The sequence below is a fragment of the Brevundimonas sp. MF30-B genome (assembly GCF_004683885.1).
Classification (GTDB): Bacteria; Pseudomonadota; Alphaproteobacteria; order Caulobacterales; family Caulobacteraceae; genus Brevundimonas.
Genome location: NZ_CP038440.1, coordinates 401,775 through 420,257, shown reverse-complemented (window position 1 = coordinate 420,257; position 18,483 = coordinate 401,775). Strand labels below are relative to the sequence as shown.

General features: G+C 69.4%; 20 protein-coding genes. 7 read left to right on the top strand and 13 right to left on the bottom strand.

Annotated features, from left to right (window positions below):
* Nucleotides 1–44 precede the first annotated feature (44 nt).
* Together maiA and E4M01_RS02110 are read right to left on the bottom strand one after the other, a co-directional pair.
* Nucleotides 45–677 (bottom strand): maleylacetoacetate isomerase, encoded by a 633-nt coding sequence (gene maiA, locus E4M01_RS02115; protein WP_135062582.1) that lies wholly within the window; start codon nt 675–677, stop codon nt 45–47.
* Nucleotides 674–1,330, bottom strand: a complete 657-nt coding sequence (locus E4M01_RS02110; protein WP_135062584.1) for a fumarylacetoacetate hydrolase family protein — start codon at nt 1,328–1,330, stop codon at nt 674–676. The genes maiA and E4M01_RS02110 overlap by 4 nt, the downstream gene beginning before the upstream one ends.
* Before the next feature lie 137 nt (nt 1,331–1,467).
* Here E4M01_RS02110 and E4M01_RS02105 point away from each other — a divergent pair, with 137 nt between their 5' ends.
* The 3 genes from E4M01_RS02105 to E4M01_RS02095 all read left to right on the top strand — a co-directional run bounded on the left by E4M01_RS02105 (nt 1,468) and on the right by E4M01_RS02095 (nt 2,478).
* The gene (locus tag E4M01_RS02105; RefSeq protein WP_135062586.1) at nt 1,468–1,812 is read left to right on the top strand and encodes a YqjD family protein; all 345 of its coding nucleotides are present in this window, start codon (nt 1,468–1,470) and stop codon (nt 1,810–1,812) included.
* A complete protein-coding gene (locus E4M01_RS02100; RefSeq protein WP_135062588.1) occupies nt 1,812–2,210 on the top strand; it encodes a hypothetical protein in 399 nt (132 codons plus the stop codon). The genes E4M01_RS02105 and E4M01_RS02100 overlap by 1 nt, the downstream gene beginning before the upstream one ends.
* Before the next feature lie 91 nt (nt 2,211–2,301).
* On the top strand, nt 2,302–2,478 hold the full coding sequence (locus tag E4M01_RS02095; protein ID WP_135062590.1) for a DUF1328 domain-containing protein: 177 nt from the start codon (nt 2,302–2,304) through the stop codon (nt 2,476–2,478).
* Nucleotides 2,479–2,548: 70 nt separating this feature from the next.
* On the opposite strand, the gene E4M01_RS02090 is transcribed toward E4M01_RS02095, so the two are convergent.
* Entirely contained in the window at nt 2,549–3,568 is a 1,020-nt protein-coding gene (locus E4M01_RS02090; RefSeq protein WP_135062592.1) for an adenosine kinase, read from the bottom strand.
* Between the two features lie 231 nt (nt 3,569–3,799).
* Between E4M01_RS02090 and E4M01_RS02085 the strand changes: the two genes are divergently transcribed.
* The gene (locus E4M01_RS02085) at nt 3,800–4,666 is read left to right on the top strand and encodes a RimK family alpha-L-glutamate ligase (RefSeq protein ID WP_135062594.1); all 867 of its coding nucleotides are present in this window, start codon (nt 3,800–3,802) and stop codon (nt 4,664–4,666) included.
* On the opposite strand, the gene nth is transcribed toward E4M01_RS02085, so the two are convergent.
* Nucleotides 4,609–5,364: an endonuclease III gene (gene nth, locus E4M01_RS02080; protein ID WP_135062793.1), complete on the bottom strand. Its 756-nt coding sequence runs from the start codon at nt 5,362–5,364 to the stop codon at nt 4,609–4,611. The genes E4M01_RS02085 and nth overlap by 58 nt on opposite strands.
* 77 nt (nt 5,365–5,441) lie before the next feature.
* Between nth and E4M01_RS02075 the strand changes: the two genes are divergently transcribed.
* A complete protein-coding gene (locus E4M01_RS02075; RefSeq protein WP_135062596.1) occupies nt 5,442–7,103 on the top strand; it encodes a glycosyltransferase family 39 protein in 1,662 nt (553 codons plus the stop codon).
* Nucleotides 7,100–8,017 carry a hydroxymethylglutaryl-CoA lyase gene (locus tag E4M01_RS02070; RefSeq protein ID WP_135062598.1) on the top strand — a complete coding sequence of 306 codons (918 nt, stop codon included), beginning with the start codon at nt 7,100–7,102 and terminating at the stop codon, nt 8,015–8,017. The genes E4M01_RS02075 and E4M01_RS02070 overlap by 4 nt, the downstream gene beginning before the upstream one ends.
* Nucleotides 8,018–8,020: 3 nt before the next feature.
* On the opposite strand, the gene E4M01_RS02065 is transcribed toward E4M01_RS02070, so the two are convergent.
* The 5 genes from E4M01_RS02065 to E4M01_RS02045 all read right to left on the bottom strand — a co-directional run bounded on the left by E4M01_RS02065 (nt 8,021) and on the right by E4M01_RS02045 (nt 12,913).
* The gene (locus E4M01_RS02065) at nt 8,021–8,773 is read right to left on the bottom strand and encodes a dienelactone hydrolase family protein (protein ID WP_135062600.1); all 753 of its coding nucleotides are present in this window, start codon (nt 8,771–8,773) and stop codon (nt 8,021–8,023) included.
* Nucleotides 8,774–8,776: 3 nt separating this feature from the next.
* Entirely contained in the window at nt 8,777–9,046 is a 270-nt protein-coding gene (locus E4M01_RS02060; RefSeq protein WP_135062602.1) for a hypothetical protein, read from the bottom strand.
* Nucleotides 9,047–9,068: 22 nt separating this feature from the next.
* Nucleotides 9,069–9,431, bottom strand: a complete 363-nt coding sequence (locus E4M01_RS02055) for a YdbL family protein (RefSeq protein ID WP_135062604.1) — start codon at nt 9,429–9,431, stop codon at nt 9,069–9,071.
* 30 nt (nt 9,432–9,461) lie between these two features.
* Nucleotides 9,462–9,659: a YnbE family lipoprotein gene (locus E4M01_RS02050; RefSeq protein WP_135062606.1), complete on the bottom strand. Its 198-nt coding sequence runs from the start codon at nt 9,657–9,659 to the stop codon at nt 9,462–9,464.
* Nucleotides 9,660–9,736: 77 nt separating this feature from the next.
* Nucleotides 9,737–12,913 (bottom strand): YdbH domain-containing protein, encoded by a 3,177-nt coding sequence (locus E4M01_RS02045; RefSeq protein ID WP_245158199.1) that lies wholly within the window; start codon nt 12,911–12,913, stop codon nt 9,737–9,739.
* Between the two features lie 409 nt (nt 12,914–13,322).
* Between E4M01_RS02045 and E4M01_RS02040 the strand changes: the two genes are divergently transcribed.
* Nucleotides 13,323–14,651, top strand: a complete 1,329-nt coding sequence (locus E4M01_RS02040; protein ID WP_245158200.1) for a M23 family metallopeptidase — start codon at nt 13,323–13,325, stop codon at nt 14,649–14,651.
* 59 nt (nt 14,652–14,710) lie between these two features.
* On the opposite strand, the gene E4M01_RS02035 is transcribed toward E4M01_RS02040, so the two are convergent.
* From E4M01_RS02035 to E4M01_RS02020, 4 genes are all read right to left on the bottom strand, one after another.
* The gene (locus E4M01_RS02035) at nt 14,711–15,784 is read right to left on the bottom strand and encodes a phosphatase PAP2 family protein (RefSeq protein WP_135062610.1); all 1,074 of its coding nucleotides are present in this window, start codon (nt 15,782–15,784) and stop codon (nt 14,711–14,713) included.
* Nucleotides 15,785–15,852: 68 nt separating this feature from the next.
* Nucleotides 15,853–16,626, bottom strand: coding sequence for a metallophosphoesterase (locus tag E4M01_RS02030; RefSeq protein WP_135062612.1), 774 nt, complete (start codon nt 16,624–16,626; stop codon nt 15,853–15,855).
* 8 nt (nt 16,627–16,634) lie between these two features.
* Nucleotides 16,635–17,414: a hypothetical protein gene (locus E4M01_RS02025; RefSeq protein ID WP_135062614.1), complete on the bottom strand. Its 780-nt coding sequence runs from the start codon at nt 17,412–17,414 to the stop codon at nt 16,635–16,637.
* A gap of 73 nt (nt 17,415–17,487) precedes the next feature.
* Nucleotides 17,488–18,441 carry a hypothetical protein gene (locus E4M01_RS02020; RefSeq protein ID WP_135062616.1) on the bottom strand — a complete coding sequence of 318 codons (954 nt, stop codon included), beginning with the start codon at nt 18,439–18,441 and terminating at the stop codon, nt 17,488–17,490.
* Between the last annotated feature and the right edge of the window lie 42 nt (nt 18,442–18,483).

Genomic DNA, 18,483 nt, shown 5'->3' with positions numbered 1-18,483 from the left:
GAGATTGAGCGTCCGGTGGAAAACCGTGACCATTTGTGGGCAGTTCAGTCGGCGTCCGGCTGGCGATCCGGGTGGCCGGCCTGGAAGGCGGGGTGCGCCTCGGCCCGGCTCTCGATGGCGGACAGGGCGGGCCAGGCCGTCATGTCCACGTTGAACCGCCGGGCGGAATAGATCTGCGGGATCAGGCAGCAGTCGGCCAGCGTCGGTCGATCGCCCCAGCACCAGCCGTCGCCGTGGCGCTGAACCAGACTTTCCAGCGCATCGAAGCCCGCTCCGATCCAGCGGCCTGCCCAGGCGTCCGTGGCGGCCTGGTCGGCGTCGAAACTTTCGCGCAGGGCCTTCAGCACCCGCAGATTGTTCAGCGGATGGATGTCACATTCCACCAGTGCGGCCATGGCCCGCACCTGGGCCCGGTCCAGCGGGCCGGACGGCAGCAGCGGCGGTTGGGGATGCGCCTCCTCGAGCCATTCCAGAATGGCGGGGCTCTGCGTCAGGACCGCATCTCCGACCTGAAGGGCGGGCACCAGGCCTTGCGGGTTCATCGCCAGGAAATCAGCGGTCTTCTGCGCGCCCTGGCGCAGGTCGACGCCCCGCGTCTCATAGGTCAGCCCCTTCAGATTCAGGGCGATGCGGGTTCGATAGCTGGTGCCCGAACGCCAGTAGCCGTGCAGGATCATTGCGCGCCCATCCGGAAGCTGAGGGGCGACAGGCCTGCCACCAGGGCCTCGACCCGGTCGCCGGGCTGAAGCGGGCTGACGCCCTCGGGCGTGCCGGTGAAGATCAGGTCCCCGGCTTGAACGTCCCAGAAGCGCCGCGCCTGGACCAGCACCTCCTGCGGGCTCCAGATCATGTCGTCCAGCCGGCCGGACTGGCGCGTCTCCCCATTGACTGTCAGGGCGATGGGGCCGGCCGGGTCGGGCAGGTCGCCCAGGGTCAGGGCGCCGCAGGGCGCGGACTGATCGAAGGCCTTGGCCGCCTCCCACGGCCGGCCCTTGGACTTGGCCTCGGCCTGGATGTCGCGCCGGGTCAGGTCGCAGCCGACGGCCCAGCCGACGATCGCGCCGCCCTCGCCGATGGCGCAGACCAGCTCGACCTCGTGGTGCAGGTTCTGGGTCTCGCCGGGAAAGGCGGGGTTCGCGCCGTCCGTAACCAGGGCGTCGGCGGGCTTGGCGAAGAAGAAGGGCGCCGGGCGGCCGTCCGCCCCCATCTCGCGCGCGTGGGCGGCGTAGTTCTGACCGACGCACAGGATGCGGCGTACCGGAAACCGCTCGGGGCGGCCGGCGATGGGCAGCGACGGCGTGGGGGCGGGCGGGAACAGCCATTGGGTCATGCGCGTATTCCTAATGCGCCGCGCCGGGCTTTCCCAGCGCGGCATTGCTGCGTTGCGGGGAACCCAGGCGGGCGAGTGGCGTTGCAAGGCGGGGTTCCCTATACATAACGCCAAGCTTTCACGCATCGGAGCGCACCATGGCCACGACCAAGGCTCGAGAAGACGTCAAGAACGACCTGAAGACCCTCAAGGAGGATCTGAAGACCGTCGTCCGCGAGGAAAAGGAAAACCTCAAGGCCAAGGCGTCTGAGACCGAGGGCGCCGTTCGCGCCAAGGCCGACGCAGCCCGCGAGCGCGCCCGCGGCTATTACGAGCAGGCCCGCGTCCGCAGCCGCGAATATTACGATGACGCCGCCGAGCGCTTCGACGAAGCCCAGCGCTACGTCACCGAACGCGTGCAGGAGCGCCCGGTCCAGTCGACCGCGATCGCGCTCGGCGTCGGGGTCGTCATCGGCCTGCTGCTCGGCGGTCGTCGCCGCTGATGTTGGATGGGCTGTTCAAAAAGCTGACCGCCATCGCCGTGGTGGCGGCCAGCGCCCTGGTGGCCACGGTCGCCCTCGGCTTCACCGTCTTTTACGCCCTGTCCCTGGTGATGACGCCGCTCGGTGCCGCCGCCGTGACCACGGGCGTCTTCGCCCTGATCTGCATCGTCACGGCCTTGGTCTTCCTGGGCAAGGGCAAGGACGACCACGAAGATGATGAGGAGCCGGAAGGCCTGGCTGGAAAGATCATCCACATCGTCCGCCATCGTCCTGTGCTGGGCGCCGCAGGCGGCTTGGGCATCCTGTTCTTGCTGCTGCGCAACCCTGCGCTGGCCGCCATCGCCGCGTCGATGATCACGGAGAAGCGTGCCGAGAAGCGCTATCGCCGCCGCTGGTAGGCAAGCTTTGCGGGAACGCTATGTCGCAGGGAGCGTTGGGTTGATCTGGCGGAAGGGCTCCGCCGAACATCAACCGCTCGGAGGACGCCTCATGCTACGTTGGGCCATCATCTTTCTCGTCATCGCGCTGGTCGCGGCCGTTCTAGGCTTCGGCGGCATCGCGAACTTCTCGTTCGAGATCGCCAAGTTCATCGCCGTGATCGCCATCATCCTGTTCGTCATCGCACTGGTGGCGGGCGGACTGCGAGGCCGAGGCCCCAGGGTCTAGACAGGCGAGAGCCAGATATGACGAAGGCCCCGGAGCGATCCGGGGCCTTTTTCATGTCCAAAGGGCGGGATCAGGCGCCGAGCGTCAGACCCTTGGTCTTGGCCAAATCGATCAGCGACGTCATCGGGCGCGGTCCCCAGTGGGCGATGACTTCCGCGGCCGCCAGCGAGCCCAGGGCGCCCGCCTCGGCCAGGCTCAGGCCGCGCGCCAGTCCCAGCAACACGCCGGCGGCGTATTGATCGCCGGCGCCGGTGGTGTCGATCACCTTGTCGACCGGGAAGGCGGCGACGGCGACACGCTCTTCGCCCCGGATGATCACAGACCCTGCCGCGCCGCGCGTGACGGCGGCGACCTCGGCCATGGCGGCCAGGCGATCGCAGGCAGCGTCGAAGTCCTCGGTTTCGAACAGGGCGGCGAGCTCGGCCTCATTGGCCAGGACGATGTCGGCCGAGACTTCGATGAAGGCCAGCAGCTCGGCGCGCCAGCGGGCCACCACGAAGGTGTCCGACAGGGTGATCGCCACCTTGCGGCCTGCCGCGTGCGCGGCCTTGGCCGCCTGCTCGAACGCCGCGCGCGCCGGCGCCGGGTCGAACAGATAGCCTTCCAGATAGACGATGGCGCTGTCGCCGATCAGCGCCGCGTCGATGTCCTCGACCGACAGTTGGTTGGCGGCGCCCAGGAAGGTGCACATGGTGCGCTGGCCGTCGGGCGTGACGTTGATCAGGCAGCGACCGGTTCCCGCTCCGCCCTCCAGCGCCGGCGTGTCGAAATGCACGCCGACGGCGCGAATGTCGTGGCTAAAGACTTCGCCCAGCTGATCGGGCGCGACCTTGCCGACATAGGCCGCGCGCCCGCCGAACGAGCCGACGCCCGCGACGGTGTTGCCGGCCGACCCGCCGGACGCCTCGACGCCCGCGGCCATGGCGGCGTAGAGGTCCGCGCTCTGGGCCTCGTCCACGAGCTGCATCGAGCCCGGCGTCAGGCCGCGCCCGTCCAGGAAGGCGGGCTCGCACGGGCTCAGCACGTCGACGATGGCGTTGCCGACGGCGCAGACGTCGAAGCGGACGGGAGAGGCAGGGGTCTGGGTCATGGCCGCGCCCCTTACAGAGGAAACGGGAGAGGCGCCAGTTCACCCTCCTCCCCTCGGGGGAGAAGGTGGGCCGCGTGAGCGGCTCGGATGAGGGGGCGGGCGGATCGAGGCTCAACGTCCGACGATCAGGATGAGGACACGTCCCCCTCATCCGTCTTGCTCCGCAAGCCACCTTCTCCCCCGGCGGGGAGAAGGATTTTCGGATATCGTTTCATCTTCTAAGACACGCCCATGACCCAGATCGCCGTCCTGACGCCCGACCCCGCCGACCCGTCGTACGCCGGCCAGTGGCCGGGGGTGCTGGAGCGGTTGAGCCAGGCGCTGGCGAAGGAAGGCGTGACGGTTCGGCCGACGCCCTGGACCGATTACGTGGAGGACGCGAACAGGCTGGCGGACTTTCCGCTGATCCTGCCGGTCATGGCCTGGGGCTATCACCGCGATCACGAGCGCTGGATGGCGGCCTGCCGCACGTGGATCAAGGCCGGCCTGCCGCTGGCCAATCCCGCCTCGGTCCTGAGCTGGAATTCCGACAAGGTCTATCTGGCCCGGCTTGCGGACAAGGGCGTGCCGATCCCGGCGACGATCTGGAGCGCGGCGGTCGACGACGCCGTCATGGCCGCGGCCTTCGCCGAAACGGGCGCGTCCCAGCTGGTGGTCAAGCCGACCGTGTCGGGCGGCGCCTGGCGCACGCTGCGCCTGGCGCCGGGCGAGGCGCTGAGCGATCCGCCTGCCGGGCGGGCGATGATCCAGCCCTATCTGCCGGCCATCGAGACCGAGGGCGAAACCTCGCTGCTGTTCTTCGGCGGGCGCTTCAGCCATGCGGTGCGCAAGCGCCCGGTGAACGGGGACTTCCGCATCCAGGTTCAGTTCGGCGGCCTGTACGAGCCGATCCAGCCCCCGGCCGAGGCCCTGGTCCTGGCCGAGCGGGTGCTGTCCGCCATCGACGAGCCGCTGCTCTACGCCCGCATCGACATGACGCGCGACGGCGAGTGTTGGGTGCTGATGGAGGCCGAACTGATCGAGCCGGACTTCTATCTGGCCTATGCGCCGGACGGCGGCGCGGCCTTCGCCCGGGCGGTGCGCGAACGGCTGGGCTGAGCGTCCGCCATGATCCCCGCCCTGGACGGACACAGGTCGGAGATGACGCAGCCGGGGCAGTTGGGCTTGCGCGCCGTGCACACATAGCGGCCGTGCAGGATCAGCCAGTGGTGCGCCTTGGGCAGCCATTGCGCCGGGACCACCTTGTGCAGCTGGGCCTCGACCTTGTCGGGGGTGTTGGCGTTGGCCAGCGCCAGCCGATGCGAGACGCGATACACGTGGGTGTCGACCGCGATGGCGGGCTCGACGCCCAGTTCGTTCAGAACCACGCTGGCGGTTTTTCGTCCGACGCCGGGCAGGGCCTGAAGGTCCGTGCGGTTCAACGGCACTTCGCCGCCGTGCTGATCGAGGATCATGAGCGACAGGGCGACGACGTTCTTGGCCTTGTTTCGATACAGGCCGATCGAGGCGATGTAGGGCGTCACCCCCTCGACCCCCAGCGCCGCCATCTTCGCGGGCGTGTCCGCGACGGCGAACAGCTTGCTGGTCGCCTTGTTCACGCCGACGTCCGTCGCCTGGGCCGACAGGGCGACGGCGACGACCAGGGTGAAGGGCGAGGTGAAGTCCAGCTCGGTCTTCGGCTCGGGCATGACGCCGCTCAGACGCCGGAAGATTGTCTCCACCCGATCCCGGTCAGGCGGAAAGCGAAAGCCCGGCGCGGCGCGGGGTGTCCTGGCGTTGCGGGCGGCGGGCGGCATGGGCCGTGGGTCGCCCGTGTTCACGGCGCCGTCAAGCCCGCTTTCAGGCGGTGCGGGCCTCGTGATACGACAGCGCCATGACGCGCCCCAACCTCGACCGACACATCGCCGGCTGGCGCGGGCCCGTCCTGGCCATGATTGTCGCCCTAATCGCCGGCCTGCCTGGTCTGCTGCTGCTGCCGCCGCTGGATCGCGACGAGAGCCGCTACGCCCAGGCGACGGCCCAGATGCTTGAGACGGGCGACTTCGTCGACATTCGCTTCCAGGACGATCCGCGCTGGAAGAAGCCGGTCGGCATCTACTGGCTGCAGGCCGTGGCGGTGTCGGTGACCTCCAGCGTCGAGGCGCGCGACATCGGTCCCTATCGCCTGCCCAGCCTGCTGGGCGCCATGCTGGCCGCCTGGGCCGCCGCCTGGGCGGGCGGCGCCCTTTTCGGACGGCGCGCGGGCTTTCTGGCCGGGGCCATTCTGGGCGCGACCTTCCTGTTGTCGACCGAGGCCGGCATCGCCAAGACCGACGCCTTCCTGTGCGGCTCGGTCACCCTGGCCATGGCCGGGCTGGCGCGCATCTATATGTCGACCCGTGCGGGCGAGCGGCCGCAGCGGCTGCACAAGCTGCTGTTCTGGCTGGGCCTCGGCGCATCCATCCTGATCAAGGGGCCGATCGGCCTGATCGTCATCGCGCCGGCCATCCTGGCGCTGTCGATCTGGGACCGCGACATCCGCTGGCTGGGCAAGCTGGGCTGGGGCTGGGGTTTGCCGCTGACGGCGTTGATCGTCGGGCCGTGGGCCATCGCCATCACCATCGCCACGGACGGCGGTTTCTGGCGCGAGGCCATCGGCGGCGACCTGGCGCCCAAGATCGCGGGCGCGCACGAAAGCCACGGGGCCTGGCCCGGCACCTATCTGCTGCTGGCGCCCCTGCTGTTCTTCCCGGCGACCCTGCTGCTGCCGGCGGCGATCTCGACGGCCTGGTCGCGGCGGGCCGAGCCGGCTGTCAGGTTCCTGATCTGCTGGCTGGTCCCGGCCTGGCTGATCTTCGAGCTCGCCCCGACCAAGCTGGCCCACTACACCCTGCCGACCTTCGGCGCCCTGGCGCTGCTGGCCGCCGCCGCCCTGACCCAGCCCATCGGCCGCATCTCGCGCTGGAGCGGAGCCGGGCTGATGGCCTTCGCCTCCGTCGTGATTTGTTTGATCACCGTCTACGGCCTGACCGAGTTCGGCACCTCCACGGCCCAGACCTGGGCCACCGTCACCATCGTTTCGGCTGTCGCCGCCGCCGCGATTGGGGGCTTCCTGCTGATCAATCGGGCGGCGATCACCGGCCTGCTGCTGGCCCTGGCGTTCGGCATCGTCTCGCACGCCGCCTTGTCGGGCACGATTCGACAGCTGCGCCCCCTGGCCGTTTCGCCCCAGCTGGAGAAGGCGCTGGAGCGCGCCGATCTGCACCCGCGCCAGGGCCGCTATCCAGGGCCGGTCGCCATCACCACCTTCCACGAGCCCAGCTTCGTCTTCCTGACCGGCCGCGACACCCAGCTGACCGACGCCGCCGGCGCCGCGCGCGCCCTGGCCGAGGGCCGGCCCGCGATCGTCGAGGCGCGCGACGCCGAAGCCTTCCGCCAGGCCTCTGCCGGTCTGGGCGTCGTCGGCCGCGCCGTCGGCGAGGTGCGGGGGCGCAACTATTCGACCGGCGACGATGTGGACCTGACGATCTACGCCCCGCCCGGAGGCGGCCGATGAGCCGACCCTTCATCCAGATCGTCGAGGTCGGGCCGCGCGACGGCCTGCAGAACGAGACGACGGTCCTGTCGCCCGAGGTGCGCGCCGACTTTGTGCGCCGGCTGGAAACCGCCGGTGCGCGCCGCATCGAGGCCGCCAGCTTCGTCCACCCCAAATACGTGCCTCAGATGGCCGGCGCCGAAGAGGTGCTGGCCGCCCTGCCGCATGAGGCCGGGCGCAGCCGCATCGGCCTGGTCCTGAACGGCCGGGGTTATGACCGCGCGCTCGCCACATCGGCCGACGAGGTCAATGTGGCGATGTCGGCCACCGACGGCTTCGGCCTGAAGAACCAGGGCCTGTCGGTCGATCAGCAGGTCGAGATGCTGGCCGCCATCGTCGCCGGCCGCGCCAACGCCGAGGGCGAGCCCGGGGCGGCGCCCAGCCTGTCGGCCACACTGTCCTGCGTCTGGGGTTGCCCGTTCGACGGCGAGGTGTCCGCCGATCAGGTCGCCGACCTCGTCGGGCGCATCGCCGCCCTGGGTGTGGCCGAGATCGCCCTGGCCGACACCATCGGCGCCGGCGACCCGTGGAGCGTGACGAAAAAGGTCGAGGCCGCGCGCCGCGCCGCGCCGGACGCCGCGTTGCGTCTGCACTTTCACGACACGCGCAACACCGGCCTGGCCAATGCCCATGCGGGCGTCGAGGCGGGCGTGACCATACTGGACGCCTCGGTCGGCGGCATCGGCGGCTGCCCCTTCGCGCCGGGCGCGACCGGGAACATCGCCACCGAGGACCTCGTCTATATGCTGGAGCGCGGCGGGTTCGACACCGGCTACGACCTGGACGCCCTGATCGAGGCCGCGCGCTGGATCGGTGACAAGCTGGGCAAGCCGGCGTCGAGCGCGCTCAGCCGAGCCGGGCGCTTCCCTCGCTAGAATTCAAGGCGTGGGCGCCGTGTCCTGAAGGAAACGGGCGAACCGATCCAGCGCCTCCAGCGTCAGATCCGGATTATGCCGCATCGGGCCGTTGTTGGTCGGCTCGTCGAAGGCGTGGGTGCCATCCGCGATCCAGTGTTCGACCGTCACGCCGCAGCCCTGGATCATGGCGTTGACCCGCTCGGCGTTGCGCACCGTCGTCAGGTGATCCTTGCGGGCCGTCACCGCCAGCAGGCGCGGGCAATGCCGCCAGGGCCGCATCCGGTTGAAGGCCCAAGGTCCGATGTAGGGATAGGCCAGCCAGACCGCCTTGACCCCCGACAGATCGCCGGAGGCGGCGTCCGTCACGCCCAGTGCGCCCGGTCTCGCCGGATCGGCGCTCAGGGCCTCCATGATGGCCCAGCCCCCATGGCTCCAGCCGGCGAGCGCCAGCCTGCCCGCATCGACATCGGGGCGCTGCGACACGCCGTGGATGGCGGCCAGGACATCACCGCCGCGCTCATGACCGCGCAGCTTCAGCCCGGTGCAGACAGTGGTCAGGGCCACAGCGCGGCTGATCCCGCGCGGGGCGTAGGAATCGACCACGAAGGTCCGCCATCCGACTGCGGTCGCCGCCTCAGCGTAACGCGGCAGATGGCTGCGCAGGCCGCCGCAGCCGTGGAACAGGATCACAGCAGGGCGGGGCCGATCGTCCGCCGGCCCATAGACCTGTACATGTGGTTCAAGCCGGCGCCAGAGAGATGCAATGTCGTCCATGGCTCAGTCGTGCGGCTCTTCGCGGCCCGGGTCCAGACTGTTGTCGACGCAGTCGTCCCAGCCTTCGCGGTCCGAGCGAAAGGCGAGGGTCATCAGGCCCCAGGCCAGGGCGGCCGTGCCGAAGATGCCGATGGCCAGGGCGATCCAGCCGTGCAGGCTCATGGCGCCGCCGCCGATCGCGGTCCAGGTCAGCCCGAGCCCCAGCGTGACCGCCACCGAAATGACGACGGCCAGGCCTGTCGACAAGGCGAAGCGGGCGAGGCGCGACGTCATGTCGGATCAGCGGCGCAGCGGCCTATCGCTGGACCCACTGCCCCTGGGCGTTGCGGTACCACTGGCCGGACGAGATGCGCGGCAGAAGCTGCGCCTCGAACATGCGGGCTCCCGCCACTTCGGCGGTGGTGCCGGCCTGAGCCGCGCTTTGCGCATAGGCGCGGCGACGCGCGTCGTTGGTCACCTGAACCGCTTCTCGCAGCGAGGCGTCGGCGCTGGATTGCCGGATGCCCAGGTAACCGTCGGCCTGTTCGCCGACCACGCCCTGCGCCTTGGCGGCGTCGATCATCGATTTCTGTTGGGCCGTCTGCGCATAGGCCGCGCCGGCCGCCACCCCCAGCGCCGCGATGGCGGCGCCGATGACGAAGAGCTTGCGGAACGTCATGACTGAAGCCTTCCTCCGACTATTATCGGATCAGAACAGATTGGGGTTCTCGCGCAGGAGCTGCTGCAGCTCCTGATCGAGTCTGACGCGGACCTCGGCGTCGAGCTTGGCGTAGATCGAGATCGGCGCCACCTCCAGCCGGACCGTGGGCGTGCAGGCGGCCGCACCCATCGACAGGGCGGCGGCGGCCAGCATCAGGCCGGCTGTGGATCTGGGGCGACGGATCATGGCGCGAAGCTCCGTATTGGTTCGCGACGACTTAAACGCCATTGAGGGTGAACGGGTTCTGAACGATTGGCCAGCCGTCACGGCGTCGGCTCCAGCTCGCCGGCCCGCGCGCGCTGATAGGCGATCAGGTCCGAAATCAGCTGATTGACGTTCAGCGTGGTGTCCAGCGTCAGATCGATCCCCGTGTCCGACGGCAAGGGCAGTTCGCGCTTCAGGAAGTCGCGAGTGATCAGTTCGCGCAGGCTCAGGCGCAGCTCCTGCCGCTGGGGCGGATCGTGGCGTCCCTTGATATGGAACAGCAGATTCAGCCGCCCGCCGTCCAGGCTGTTCACCTCGGCCGTCAGCAGGTCGAAGGCCAGGTTCTCCATCGCTTGATAGGCCAGGTCCTGCACGGTGTTGGGCGCCACGTCCTCGCCGGCGCCGCCCGCCTCCAGATCGCTGAGAGCCTCGCGCTGGATCGACAGCCGGCCGGGCCGCGTCGCCGTCAGCTGGCCGCCCGAGACGCGCGCGCCGTTCGCGGCGTCCCACGTGAAGGGCAGCCGCCCCGACACCATCGCATCCATCCGAACCTGCTCGGCGAAGCCCGCGCCTGAGATCAGGTCGCCGATCTGGACATTCTCCAGCACCAGCACGCCGGTCGTCGCGGCCTTGGGGTCCAAGGGAATGGACAGCGGCTCAAGCCGCGCCCAGCCGCCGCCCACGCGAACGGCGGCGCCGTCGACCAGCAGGGCGGCGGTGTCCAGGCCGAACACCAGCTCCAGGTCCGACAGGTCCGCGAAGGCGTTCAGTGACCGAACCGTCAGGCGCTGGCCCGGCGCGGCCTGCAGCGGAGCCAGGCTGTTGAAGGCGATGTCGCCCGACAGGCCCTCGACCGGGCCAGCGGGGCTGACGAAATCCAGCGACGGAATGGTCAGCCGGCCCGAACTGGTTCCGACCTCGGATGTCGCAGACCAGTCGAATCGGCCTTGGAACCGCGCCGAGCCCGTCACCGGGTTCTGGACATAGTCCTCGACTAATGGGCTCAGCAGATTGGGCTGAAGCCCGCCCTCGGCGAACGTCAGCAGGCCGGTGTCGATCGTCACGCCGCCGGCCTGCGCCCGGCCGTCGTGGGTCAGCATTACCTGGCCCAGGGCGAAATCGCCGCGCGACAGGGCGAAGTCGCCGCTCCAGACCTCGTTGCTCAGGCCCGCTCGACCCCTCGCCGAAAGGCGGCGGAAGCGCACGGGCTCGGCGGCGTCGGTTACGCTGGCGGCCTCGACGCCCGCCGTCAGCAACAGGCCGGACGGACCGCCGTCCACGCGCAGCGGACCCTGGGCGTCGGCGAACTGCATCTGAAGAAACGGCGCCTCGGCGGCGACGCCCTCGAACCGGCCGCGCGCGGTCCAGCGCCCGCCCTCGACCAGAACCAGGGGCGCATCGGTCGGGCACAGACGGCCCGAGATACCGGTGACGCTGTTTTCCTCGAGCTCCAGCCGCGCCACGGTCAGCGGCGTGCAGTCTTGGGCCGTGTAGGTCAGCCGCCCCGCCGACGAGGCCAGCAGGCCGGCGGTGGTCAGGTCGATCTGGCGCGCCAGGCCGAAGTCCAGTCCCGCACGGCCTGTCAGCCGAGCTTCAAAGCCTGAAGGCGTGAGCCGCCAGTCGGGAACGGTCATGTCCAGCGCCGGCAGGCCCTGGCCTCGCGTCGCCGCCAGCCGCAGGGCGCCGCCGCCCGCCCTGCCCGGCTCTGCTGAATAGAGGTGTCGGTTCGCCGCCGATACCGTCAGCACGCCGCCGTTGAGCGGTCGCGCCGTCAGCGGGCGCGTCAGCGCCAGAGTTGTTCCCGGACTGCCGGTGGTGAACGTGAAGCCGGGGGCGTCCAGCGCGAAGTTCGACAGGGCTCGCTTCATCTGCGCCAGCTCGGGAACATCGTCGCCGGCCGGCGCGCCGAACAGCGGCCACTCCGCACGAGCGGCCGAGGCGCGACCGGTCGCCGTGATCAGGGTGGCGCCCGCGTGGCTGAGATTAAAGGCGGTGCTGGCCTGTACTTGCCGAAGTTGGATGTCGGACCAGGTCAGCCGCCCGGCCGAGGCCTGCAACGGCGCCTCAACCTCGAACGCCCGTCCCTGACCGCCTGCATCCAGACCTGGGGTCGAAAGGGTCACGGCCTCGCCTCTCAGGCCGTCGGCCGACAATCGACCGGCGTTCACACGCGCCGGGCCCGCGACAGACCAACGCGCCGCGCTGTTTCGCGGACGTCGAACCTCCAGCTCGGCCTCGGTCATGGTCAGCGACAGGGCGTGTCCCAGAGCCGAAGGACCGGACAGGCGCCGTGCCTCCAGGTTCATCCCCACGCGGCCGCCCAGATCGAACGCCTCGAGCCAGCCGCGCACCCGGCCTTCGAACTCGGCCGTCAGCTCTACCCCCGTCGCCGACATCGCGCCCAGGCGCACCTCTTCGGCCTGTCCGGCGGCGGCGACCCGCGCCGCGCCGCCGATGCGCGCCACCTCGGGATCGGGATACGGCAGCGCGCCGTCAAGGCTCATGCGGGCCCCAGTCACAGCGGAGTCGCCGATGCGAGCGCGGCCGGCCTCGGCGGTTAGATCAAAGCTGAGGGCGTCGCCTTGACCGGTTGCATCCAACCGCCAGGCCAGGCCGCGCGCCTCGATCCGTCCGCTCCTGAGCGCCGCCGCCGGCGCCCGCGCCGTCAGCGCGACGAGCCGGCCATCGACCAGCCGCGCGTCGGCCAGCACAGGGTAGGGGCCGTATTCGGTCAAGAGCCGCAGCCGGCCGGTCTCGACGATAACCTCCGGCGGGGCGGAGTCCGGATTGGGCGGACGGGACCGGAACTCCTCGATCAGCGGGTCCAGGGATCCCAGGGAAAAGCGGTCCTGCGCCCAGGTGGCCCTCAAGATCGGGCGGATCAGCCTGATGCGGCTGGGAGTCACTCCAGCGCCGCGGGCTGACCAGGGCCCCGCCACGGCATAGTCGATCTCGACCCTCTCTACGGTGAAGTCCGGGTCGTCTGCGTCGCCGATGCGGACTCGGGCGACGAAGCGATTGAGGTTGACCGCCTCGACGTCGACCTCGGCGTCGATTCCTCGTTGCTCGAGCCAGCCCACGAGCAGTTCGCGCGCCGCCGCGCGACGGTTCAGGTACAGCAGGCTCGCCAGCACGATCAGGATCGCGAGTATCGCCGCCATGACGGTCAGAATGCGCGGCCGCCGCGGCTTGGACCCGTCGTCTCCTGGAATTTTGTAGGGGGAAGTGGTGGTCAAGCGACGAGTCCGCTCAAGGACAGAAGACGGTCAAGGATGACAAACGTGCGCTTCGCGACAGCGTTGCCGCAAGAACACTGCTGCGTGGCAGGTGGGACACTTGCAGTCAACCGAGGCGATATCTGGGTGTGGCTGGTATCGTGAACACAAGATAGGGCGACAAGCGCCCGTCGATCACTTTCCACGACACTATCGGCCCCCTCGACAGCCCCCGGCGCTTCACTCCGGTTAACCATTTGTAACCGACTGTCTTCACAGGATGGACTCAGCAGGCTATACGGCTTGCCTCGCGGTCGGGGGATCTGGTCGCGGTCACTGTGATTCCAGTGCTTGTTTATTGTGTCTAGGCGCTGAAGTGCGCCGTCGCTGCCGGGGACCGATGGCTCAGTTCGATCCGCGTCGACAGCCGATGCGTCTGTCGCCTCATCTGCTCACCACTGTCGCGGCGGTTTCCGTCGCACTGATGGCCGGAAAGGCTGTCCATCAACCGGCCCGCGCCCACGAAGCGCCTCCGCTCAGCGTCACCCAGCTCAACGCCCTAGAGGCTCAGGCGTTCGCCGCCGCGGGCGCTCCTGCGGGGCTCACGACGCCGGAAGCCGTCCCGGTTCAGATCCGTCGCGGTGAAACCTTCGAACAGGCCGTTCGCCGCACCGGCGTCACCGCCGAGGAAGCCGCCGCGGTGGCGGCGACGGTGGCCGGCGCCTTCGACCTCAAGGAGCTGCGCGCCGGGCTCAAGTTCGAAACCGCCATCGCCAAGGAGCGCGCCGGCCGCGGCGACGCCCGCCTGATCGGCCTGACCATGCGCACGGGCCCGGCCACTCAGCTGACCGTGTCCCGCAGCTTCGACGGCGCGCTTCGTCTGCGGGCTCTCGAAGAGAAGGTCACGCGCGAGACGTTGGTTTTGAACGGCGACGTCGAACGCTCCTTGTTCGCCACGGCCCGCAACATGGGCGCGACCTCCGCCATTGTGCGCCGCGCCAGCCAGCTGTTCGCCCACAAGCTGGACATGCAGCGCGACGTGCGGGCGTCCGACGAGTTCACCCTGGTCTTCGACCGGGCGGTTACCGAAGGCGGGCGCACCATTGAGACCGGCGACCTGCTGTACGCTGAGCTCAAGGGACACGTCTTCTACCGCTTCCAGCCCGCCGGCGCGCGCGAGGCTCAGTATTTCGACGCCAACGGGAAGAACCTGCGTTCGGCGATGATGCGCACCCCCCTACAGAATTTCCGTCGGGTTTCGTCCGGCTACGGCGTGCGCACGCACCCGATCTCGGGCTATCGCAAGATGCACCAAGGCATCGACTTCGCCGCCTCGACCGGGACCCCGATCGTGGCGCCGGCCGACGGAGTGGTGGTCGAAGCTCGTCGGTGGGGCGGCTACGGCAACTGGCTGCGGGTGCGCCATCCGAACGGTCTGGAGACCGGCTACGCTCACCTGTCGCGTTACGCCTCGGGCATCCGCCCCGGCCAACGTGTCAGCCAAGGCCAGGTCATCGCCTATGTCGGTTCGACCGGCGCCTCGACCGGCCCGCACCTGCACTATGAAATTTGGCGCAACGGCCAGCGGATCAACCCGGCGGGCGTGAAAACTCAGGAAGGCACCGAGCTTTCCGGCGCCGACCTCGCCGCCTTCCGCGCCGAGAAGGCCCGCATCGACCGCATCATCGCCGCCGGCGGCGAGCGCAAGCCCCAGCTTCAGCAGGCGTCGGCGGACGGCCTGAGACCCGCCCAGGGCTGAGGTCGATTTCAGGACAACGATGCGCCCGCCTCTCGCAGGCGGGCGTTTTCTTTGGCGCCTCAGGCGGATGCGGGCTGGGGCAGGGGCGCCGCGGCCAGCACGCGCCGAGGCCGGGTCAGCCAGCCGGCGAGGACCCAGACCATCGGCGTCAGCAGCGCCGATAGATAGCCGTCCACGGCGTAGTGCCAGGCCAGGACCACCGAGCCCAGCATGATCACGGCCGCGAAAACCCAGGCCGCGAGACCCAGCCAGCGGTTCACTCGCCGCGTGAACAGGGCCATCAGAACCGACACGGCGACATGCAGACTAGGCATGGCCGATATGCCGCGCCCGATGGAGTCCTGGGCCGGGTTGCGGGCGCCCTCCAGCAGCAGAGCCTGAACGTCCAGGGCCCAGATCGGATAATGCTCGTCGGCGGCCCTCAGCAGAGCCATCTGTTCAGCATAGGGGTCCGCCAGTTGCGGATAGAAGTCCGCGAAGAAGACCGGCCCCACCGACGACATCTGCGTGGCGACCACCAGGCCCAGCACGATCCATGTCAGGACGAAGGCGGTCAGGAACTGGTTCCTCAGCCGCACGTCGCGCACCATCACCGCCGCCAAGGCCAGGGCCCCGTAGAACAGGAAGAACCAGAGATGGTAGGCGATGTTGATGGCGAACACCGCCGCCGGCGTCTCCAGGACCGGCCGGACCAGCGTCCAGGCGTCTCCGCCGTGAATAATGCGGTCCATCTCCGCAAACAGGGGGTCTAGGTGGAAGGGGTTCATGACCGGAATGCCCGCCTTGACCGCCGAGAAGGCGGAGAACATGGCGGGGGCCGTGAGCAGGATCGGCAAGGCGACGATCGCGCGCTTCAGAACCCGCCACTCGCCGAACTTCACCCGCAGATGGGCGAACGGCCTGGCGGGTCGAGACCGGAACAGCTCCAGCAGGGCCGCCCCCGCCAGGATCGCCCCAAAGCCCGCGACGTTGAACAGCAGCCAGAAGTCCTGGAAGACAATGAAGCCGAAATGGAAGTCGTGGTGTGCGCCCAGCGCGGCCCCGGCCGCAATGAGGGCCACGATCATCGCCACAGGCAGCGCGTTCCAGCGGACAGCGTCCCACGCCATCGACTTCAGTGATCCGGCCGTCATCCGCGTCCCCGTTCGGTTCACGCACAGCCTGACGCATCACGTTTAAGAAATCGCTGAACGGCGGTCCGTCAGACCTCGAACACCCGATATGGCGTCTCTCCCAGAGTCTTCAGCACGGGCAGGGCGACGTTGTAGACCGGCACGCCCTTGTTGGTCCTGCCCTCCGGTGCGCCGCGATGGGCGTGGCCGTGCACGACCAGGCTGATGTTGTCGTAGCGGTCGATGGTCTCGGCCAGGCGCGACGACCCCAGGAAGGCGTGGATTTCAGGCGGCTCGCCAATCACCGTGTCGACCACGGGGGCGTAGTGTAGCAGAACCACGCTGCGCTCGGTCCTCAGAGTGCGGATCGAGGTTTCGATGGCGTTGGCGTCGTCGACCGCCTCCTGCACGAACCGCTTGATCTGGCTCTCGCCGAACGAGCTGAGCATGTAGCGGCCAAACCCGCCGATAAAGCCCTTTCCGCCGGCGAAACCGACGCCTTCGATCTCGTAGGCCTGGCCGTCCAGCATCTTGACGCCCGCGTCGCATAGCATGCGCGTGACTTCGTCTGGCTGGCCGCATTCATGCTCATGGTTGCCCAGCACGCCCACCATGGGGATGCGGCAGGCCCTGATGTCCTCGATCAGGATCTCGACCTCGCGCGTCTTGCCGAAGTTGGTCAGGTCGCCGCACAGGCACAGGACGTCTGCGTCCTCGTGCACGCGGTCGAACAGCTCGCGATGCGGCCGTTCGGCGCCTTCGCCGACGTGCAGGTCGCCGACCGCCGCCACGCGCAGGGTCTTGGCCGAGCCGCCGGTCATGCCGGGCTGGGGCGTTTGAGGGTCAGGGGTCGGGTCGGTCATGCGCTCTCTCAATCGACGGGGTCGTGCCGTTCCTCCAGCCCCTTGCCGACCACGTCGCCAAAGCCCCATTCGGAGATGTCGGCCACATAGTCGCGCGGGCTGAACAGCCGGCCGCGGCACACCTTCACGCGCGGCGCCGGCAGATCGACCTGGGCCTGCAGCCGCTCGCTCAGCTCGGTCATCAGCCAGGCGGGCACGCTGTCGCGCTCGGTCGGATAGGCGAAGCGGAAGTTCAGCAGGTGCGCCATCAGCACCTCCCAATACAGGTCCATCTGGTTCAGCAGGGACTTCCAGTCGATGGCGTCGGCCTGCTTCAGGATGACGTGGTTCACATCGGCGCCGTCGTAGCGATAGCGGTCCTGAATGAAGACCTTGGACAGGATCAGCGCCGTCGGCGGCGTGATGCCGACCTTGTGGCCGTAGACCTCGATTGTGTCATCGCCGAACCAGCTGTCCGAAACGGCGATGGTGCCGTTCGACATGGCGAAGATGACGTCGAAGAAGTATTTGTCGTCCTTCCAGACCTTGGCGATCCAGCGCTCGTCTTCGACGTCGGTGCGATAGCCGCGGGCCTGGAAGAAGGCGAGGATGCGCGGGTAGTCGCCCGGCTTGCAGAAGACGTCCAGATCCTTGGTCGGCCGGCGAATGCCGGTGTAGGCTGCGACCGCATAGGTCCCCGACAGCAGAAACGGGATGCCGCTTTCCTTCAGCAGCCGCAGGCTTTCCTCGTAGAAGGCCACGGCCTCGGCTGGCGGGTGAAAGCTGGGGTCTGCCACGGTGTCGGACATCGAACGCTCCTGCGCGCCCGACAGGCGGGGCGAGGCAGCGAAACGGCCTCCTTCGCCGCGCGGTTCCGCAGGATCAGAAGAACAGGCTGTCGTCCTGGCGCTTGGCTTCCGGGCGCGCGCGACCCGGGGCCGGACGGCTTTCGCGGCGCGCGGGCGGCTCGGCCTGAGGCCGGGCGGCGACGGCCGGAGGGGGCGGCGCGGACCTTTGAGCGCGCGGCGCAGGGGCCGGCGCAGGGGCTTCAGAAGTCCGTTGGGAGGACGCGGCCTTGGGCGGCGGCAGGTCGGGATAGGGCTGCCCGGCAGGGGTGACGGGCGGCGCCGGGCGTCTCGGCGCAGGCGGGGCGGCCGGGACAGCCTCCATCGGCGTAGGAGCCGGATCGGGTCTGGCGCGGTCCTCAAGCACGACGGCCCAGGATCGTTGGTCCGAGCAGCTGCAGGCCCTGAGCCGACCATCGGCGCCGCGCCAGATCACCAGCGGATAGCCCGGTCGACCGCCCGCCGCCGAGAACAGGCCTTCCAGTCGTGCGGCCAGGCGCCGGCCCTGATCGACAACATCCGTCCTCGCCACGCCCTCGTCCGCCGAAGGCAGGCCCGCCGCCGTCCAGCGCGCGGGGTCGGTCGCAAGCCAGCGCTCCAGAAGGGCCGGATCGCGGGTGAGCCACAGTTCGGCGACGGTCGCGCGCTCGGCCTTGGTGGACTGGACCACGCCGTCACGGTCCGTCGGCGCGAACATCGTCACCCGCACCTCTGCGCCGCTGTCGGCCAGGCGGGGGGCCATCTCGGTCAGGAAGCGCGCCGAGGTCTCGTTATGGCGGTGGGCCAGGATGTGCACGGTCGCGCCCGCGCCGCCCAGGGACACCCAGGAGGCCTGGGCCAGCAGGGCCTCGATCTCCTGGGCCTGCGCATCCACCACGCGCGGCTGAGGCGCTGCGGGCTGCAGGGCGGCGGGCGCCAGGGGCGCCAGCTTGTCGTGGCCGACAAAGCCGACCGCGAACAGCAGGGCGGCCGCAACCGCGCCTAGGACCATTGTCCCGGCGCTTCCGCGTCTGGCCCGGCTCGCCTGTCGGCT